Raw genomic sequence first — 6924 nt, forward strand, 5'->3', positions numbered from 1 at the left:
CAGCACGTCTGCCTTGTATTCTGCACTGTATTTCTGTCCCATCTTCAACACCCTTTCTGTTCTTCATTATACCACCTTGGGTGTGCGGTTTTATTGTATCACTCCAAACAGACCAAAATGAAGCAAGGCAGATAGAGCAGGCAAAGCAGGATAACTACGATAAGGTTTATTTGGATAAGGCGTCTGGTGCAGATATAACGCGTGTAGCACTAAATGAAATGCTTAATCAATTGCGCAAAGGAGACACGGTTACGGTTTTGAGCATAGATAGATTGGGAAGAAATCTTCGTGATGTGCTGACAATCGTGGATAAAATCCAAGAGCAAAAGGCAAGTTTGATATGTCTTAGTCCAGCTTTTACAACCGCAGATCAGTACGGGGAATTCTTTCTGAGTATGTTAGCGGCCTTGGCACAATTAGAGCGAAAGCAAATATTGGAGAGGCAGATGCAAGGTATTAAAATTGCAAAGCAATCCGGGAAGTATAAGGGGCGTAAGCCAAAAGCGATAGAAGGCTTTGAAGCTATTTATAAACAGTGGTGTGAAGAAAAAATAACATCGGAGCAGGCCGCAAAGCTTTTGGGTATCAGTAGGGCTACATTCTATAGGAGAGTAAAAACATATCAAGCAAACCAAACAATAGATTTTTGATATAAAGCATTGAGTAAAAAATATGAATACATTGCGCCCACTACGCAGGTGAAAAAAATTTTTGAGTTCGAGATGTGCGGATACATTGATGAATTGATAGCGATACGTCTACTGGTACAGTGGCGAAAAAATTCTTACAGTAAAATGCTGAAAAAGTGAGTTGATTTAGGTATCACGAGGGTAAATGATTTTAGGATATCATTTGAAAAAACACGCAGCGTAGCAATTCAAAGGATAACCAGTGATGGTAAGGCATGGAAAAGGAACATTTTATATTGGCGCATGACTTCAAGTCCAATCTGAAACAGGTCAATACGGCTGATAGCAGTAGAAAAATATGATAAATAGAGGTTTATCTCGGGCAAAATCTGACCAACTCGGCTAAAAAAACAAAAGCATCAGAGCCACCAGAAGCATTCTGGTGACTTTGTTTATGTCCTCTCAAGGCATATTGGAAAATGCCTAATCAGTGTAATCAGGTCACGGTGCATTGGTAGAGAAATTTGCGAACCTATTTTCTCCCCTCCCCCTGAATAAAAGTACCAGCTAATTCCCGGGGATATATGCTGAAAATGCCCTGAAATTGAATGGAGATAGAGTTAACTATTATGCATTGGACAAAAAAGAGCGAAGCACAGAAAGCCCCGCGGATGCATTACGAATAATCCCATTATACATGGCACAAGCAGCATGATGTTTTAGAGCGATAACATAGAAAGACAGCAAAGATAGCTCTACAGATTGCAATACAGCAGATAAGTTGAAAAAATAGCATATGGAATTATAACTATAATAAACAATAGCATGTGTTTTTATATGATAATTATATAAGATAGCAGATTGAATTTTATATACAGTACGCAGCAGCATGTAAGTTTGCATGGTACCTTATATAATTCGCTAACCTATTTCGGGATTTGAGAAAAGAAGCATTACGGATGAGAAGTAAACATTATCAATACGATAGGCAGGCGCAGGAATAGAGAAAGTAACTGAAGGGGTGAAAAATTAGCGGTTAGAAGTGTTGAAAAATAGAACCTATAGTTAAAAATGGGGCTTGGAAATGTGGAGATAAAAACAAGGGGAAAAATGTGAAATCATGGCTTGTAATGCCAGTAAATCGGCAATATAATGGAAATACACTGACGCTCATGATACAGCTGAAATATTGAAGTTATATCATTAAGGTAGTGTAAATTATAATGAAAGCGAGGCATTTATAAATGAAAACGAAATTTATTAAGATGAAGCGAATAGTGATACCGATGTTAGTGGTGGTAGCGGTAATAGCGCAGACAACGGTATCGGCGTTTGCGTTAAGTTCGGAAGGTGTGAGTGATTTAATCAATACGGATGAAAGTATAGTGATGGAGGTTGGGGATGTAGATGCGATTTCCGCAGCGGCACCGATTTCCCGAGCAGCCACATCCTTTACTGATTTGTCTGAGGTTAGTTGGGCGGTAGATGCTATCAATGACATGGCGAGCCGGGGCATTATACAGGGTGTAGGCAACAATAAGTTTGCACCTAAGGATAATGTTACAAGGCAGGAATTTGCTGCTATGGCGATTCGAGCGTTTGGTGGAGAAAACAAGGTTAATGAATTGGCGCAGCAAATGTCTGCAAAGGCAGAGGCAGAGGGTGGTATAGGAAGTGATAAAGCAATGGTAGTGAGAGCACCGCCGTAACAAAATCAATTATACAGCATACAAAGGAGGTTTATATGTAATGTCAGCTCATAGAAAACTGTTAACACGGTTTACTAGCTTTCTATTAGCGTTTACAATGTTATTCACATTCGCAAGTGCTTCTACTGACATCAACCAAGGTGGTGGCGGAGGAACAATCGGTGTTGGTGGTCAAACGTATTGGAATGGTGATTCATTCATACGTGTAACCTTGTTATTTGCAGAAAATGCGGACTGGGAAAAAGGTCCAGTGGTGCAGGTAGGGCGTTCTGTAGATATGTGCAGTACTGCATGTAATCCAAGTGGAACAATAGATCAATCAAGTGACTTCTCTGTTAAAAGTAATAAGCCTGGGTTTAATGTTACAGGTAACACTGCTGTGGCATACAACTCAGGTGAGAAGCTAAAGTTTGGCAACTACCAATACAAAGTTCAAAGTGAGTACTTGCCAATCACAAATAATACGCATAGCAAAGGAACTCCATTCCCTATCTTATTTGGTGATAAGGCAAATGGAGTTAATGCAGAATCTTATTTTTCAGATGATGGCGTATTGAACCAGATGTTATATGCTGTTCAAAATGCATCAAAGTTTGCTGAGGAAGATGGTGGACCGAGCCAAGGTAAAGTAAGTAACATCAAAAACGGTATCTACATTGACGAAAATGGGAATGAAACATACGGTCAATTCATCTTCCTGTTGGAGCCTGGTATATACGTAACGCTTAATGGCACAGATATAGCAACAACAGTTCGTGAGGGTTTGAAGTTAGGCGAGCAAGGTGCGGATGCACTAAAGGCTATAATCAAGACACCTTACAAGAACGCAGCGAATGGTCTGTACATTAAAAAGAGTTGGCCAATGCTTAAGTTGGATGGTACTTCTGGTGCAAATAGCATATCAGATTTCTGGGGAACAAGTTCGAGTACAATCACCAAGAAATTTGGTGCAGGTATTGTTGAGTTCACAGCAATAAAGAAGAACCCGCTCCCAGTAGTCAATTACTACTACAACTTGACTGAAGCAGACCTTGACAGGGCAGGTTTAGCACTTGCATCTGATGGTAAAACAGTTATAGTCAAAGGTGACGAAACAGAAACACCACTCACAGGCGAAGAAATGGAGCAGTATTATGGAGAGGTGTTTAATCGGAAAGCGGATAATGCAAAGAGTTTCAATTCGGAGAGTTTAACGGAATACACAGCACCAGCGACAGAGGGTGAATATCAATTAGCTGAGGGTTATATGACGGCTAAGGAAGAAATTGGTGGTTACTTAAAGGTTGAGGATGATAGCCTACAATTCTTCGACGCAGAAATGGGTTGGCCGGGCGTAACCAATAAGCTTAAGGCATTTCTCCAAGACCCAGAGTTCACCGATGATGATATCAAGAATTGGTATGAATCCCGCGAGTTACAGCTCACCACAGAGAAAAATGCAAAATACTCCAAGTTGGCTGATGAAAAGCATATTCAGCAAACTAAAACTGGTGGTTTAATAGCAAAGTATGGTGAGGGTGCAGACAAATTACAAGCGGTGTTCTTGTATTACAAAGCACCATTTATAATTCCACCCCCGCCATCAATAGAACTATATGACGATGAGTTTCCAATTCCGAATAGAATGACGAATGTCACGAAGATGTACTTTGAGGATAAGGATGCTACTGAGCCAACTGAAATAAAGACAGAGCAAATATCTGCCTTTGACACCTATGAAGTCAAGAACGACGAACTCAATGGAGAGAGTTATAAAATGACTGAGTGGGTTATCGTAGCGGATGATACTCTAGAGGAGCCTGAGCCTTATACCACATGGGAGGAAGTTAAGGAGCACAAAGCAGAGCGTGACAAGAATGAAGGAACAACAACTGGACCTTTGGGACCAACAAACTGGTCGAATCCAGACAGTGAGTTATTTATCAAGTATGTCAAGCAGGATGTTACTAACGTCACAAAGATGTATTATAACAAGGGTGATTCAACGCCAGAGCGCATTGAGACAGAAACAGTCTTTAAGGATGAACCCTATGACATAACTGATGAAGATGAGTACAAGGTAGTTGATTGGGCGATCATTGAAGATACAACACCTAATACTCCTGAGCCGTACCCGACTTATGATGAAGCTAAGCAGCACGTCACAAATGGTTCTGGTACTACTCCAGACAAGGTAGACCCAGACAAGTGGGTAGACCCAGACAGTGAGTTGTTTATCAAGTATGAGAAAGAAGAGGAAGAACCACAAACCGGTTCCCTTCGTCTCACAGAGAAGCGAATTAGTTGGTTAAAGTCCTTAAAAGATATAGGCGGAATACCAACGATTACATTCCAGTGGGCGGCGATTACGGGTTCTGAAACCCACTATTGTGGTGATGAAGATTGTAGTGGGCATTCATGTAATGAGCACATAGGTAAAGATAGTTTCTTGCGGTTTGTAAGTAGTAACACCACGCCTGTTAAATCAGATATAATGGGTAACAAATCAGGCTTTATGTCTTATGATGAAGATAATGTTTATGAGTTTAACAGGGGTGATGCAGGTGGTTCTTATGATATGCACCCTAATTACTGGTATGTAATTTGGAGGGGCAAGGACATTCCGACCATAGCATCTTATAAATATGGTGATACAACTGGTAGTGGTAAAGCTACGAGTGCTCCAATAGTTAAGAACCTATTAGGTGAAAACATGGTAGGCATCAAGCCAGCTGGAGCACGCAATGCCAATAACAACAGCTTCTACATGGATAGCTTCACGATTACAGAGGGTAAGTCGAATTATGATACTGGAAACCTTTCAGCCTTTGTAAACACGTTTGGTGCTCAAGCGGGTGGTGTAGGTGACCAAGCCTTTGCCAATACCCTTAATGAATACCATGACATCAGTAAGCAATATGAAAAGGCTGAGGGAGATGTGAAGTTAGCGGAGGAAGAAAAGAATCGTACGCTTTCTATTGTCCTATTCCTCTTGTGATGTGGGGATGAGGTTTATAAGTTTAAAGGGGTTGACACTCAAGCGTGAGTGTTATTTTTTTGCCTGTGAATATGACATTATGGGCAGGTGGCAGCATTCGGAAGTGCGGAATGCAGGAGGTGTTTAGAGGATAAACAATAGGTGTTAGGATAGGACGTATACTTCCAATACCCGTATGGATTTTGAAGATGGACAGTGTCAAAATTTCTTGATGCATTGTAGGTATACGTTGTCAATTCAGCATCAAAAGTAAAATGCATGGCAAGTGATTAAGTGTCAGAAAATGTGTAAAAAACAGATGGTTCCCTTGAAAAAATGCAACAGCGTTGCTGATCGGGACGGTTGAACTAGTTGTAAAATTGTCCGGCATTCCCCTATGCGTTGTACGGAGAACATTAGAATTAAAATTTGATGGAAAAAAAGATGGACGAAATACTTTAAAAGCAAATGAGCCATGAATATTGGGGGGTAGATACACTGATAGGATTGCAGCATAGTTTATTTGGGCTAATACTTTTATGAAACGAATGTTTATTGGGATATGAGAAGAACACTCCTGCCGGGGTGTTATTTTTTTTGCTGTTGAGTATGGCATTTGGAATTTATAGAATCTGAAAAGCTGATGAACAATACGCCAGCACTATAAATAATAAGTAAAAAATGAATACTGTCTGAATGATGGTTCTTACAGTACTGATATTATAGACAACTATGAAAAATACATAGATGCAATATATAAGTAAATAAAAATTTAAGGAGAAATGATATGGTTATCAGTACATCAGATTCAGTAAAAATATACGACGAAAATAGCAATCAAGTTTATCGAGAGATTCATCTTTCGGTAAATGCAAATGGGGACGCAGTTAGCACAGAACTTATGAAAGATGCTATTGCCAACACCATTATGACAATGGGAAAATTGGTTAAAACGATACAGATTAAGGAGGACAGATGATATGAGAGATTTAGGAACAGCTGCTAAGGCATCAGGTAAGATTCCAAAGAGGGCTTTACAGTTTATTGGAGTTCGGCGGGTCGCTGGTGGATATTATTTGTATGATAATAATTCTGGACAGTTGCTTGCAAGCCTGTCCATCATCGAGGGCGCAAATGATATGCTGAACTCTCGTTTACGTGATATTGTTATTTCGGCTTACTATGAGTATGGGAGGATATTAGGGATTTATAATTGAGCTGTACTCGGGCTAGTTGTCGGTGCAAAAAGGCAATATTTATGATGCAGTAGCAGTTTAATAGACTATCATCATTATTAAAAACAATAGAGTATGACCACGGTGTAGGTATGTTGATTAAAAATAACCTAGAATATGAAAAAACCAAATCAAAAGTAATTAAGATAGATTAACCAAAGATTATGAATTTGGATGGATAATTATTTGTTGATGAATCGAGAAAAAAGATGTGATTTGGGGAGTGTGAAGAAATAAATTCCAAATAAATTATGTTTGGAGGTGTAAACCTAATTCCACAAGGTTTGGAAATGTCAAGAAATGTGCAGTCTGGAAACACCCAAAATCTGAAAAGCATGGTAATACAGCGCAGTTTTCCGAAGTGGAGCGTAGCGGAACGCAGGAAAACTGCGGCA

Annotated in this window: 5 protein-coding genes; all 5 read left to right on the top strand. The window is 39.8% G+C overall.

Features of this window, described 5'->3' with window-relative positions; translation table 11 throughout:
- Positions 1-650: recombinase family protein (locus ACTQ34_RS16965; RefSeq protein ID WP_441364808.1), on the top strand; the 650-nt coding region annotated here is incomplete at its 5' end.
- A 1223-nt stretch (positions 651-1873) separates the two neighbouring features.
- Positions 1874-2338 (top strand): S-layer homology domain-containing protein, encoded by a 465-nt coding sequence (locus ACTQ34_RS16970; RefSeq protein WP_441364809.1) that lies wholly within the window; start codon positions 1874-1876, stop codon positions 2336-2338.
- A 40-nt stretch (positions 2339-2378) separates the two neighbouring features.
- Positions 2379-5315 (top strand): hypothetical protein, encoded by a 2937-nt coding sequence (locus ACTQ34_RS16975; RefSeq protein ID WP_441364810.1) that lies wholly within the window; start codon positions 2379-2381, stop codon positions 5313-5315.
- A gap of 766 nt (positions 5316-6081) precedes the next feature.
- The gene (locus tag ACTQ34_RS16980; RefSeq protein ID WP_441364811.1) at positions 6082-6273 is read left to right on the top strand and encodes a hypothetical protein; all 192 of its coding nucleotides are present in this window, start codon (positions 6082-6084) and stop codon (positions 6271-6273) included.
- A 1-nt stretch (position 6274) separates the two neighbouring features.
- Positions 6275-6511: a hypothetical protein gene (locus ACTQ34_RS16985; RefSeq protein WP_441364812.1), complete on the top strand. Its 237-nt coding sequence runs from the start codon at positions 6275-6277 to the stop codon at positions 6509-6511.
- Positions 6512-6924 lie beyond the last annotated feature (413 nt).

It is taken from the genome of Agathobaculum sp. LCP25S3_E8 (genome assembly GCF_052117165.1).
Classification (GTDB): domain Bacteria; phylum Bacillota; class Clostridia; order Oscillospirales; family Butyricicoccaceae; genus Agathobaculum.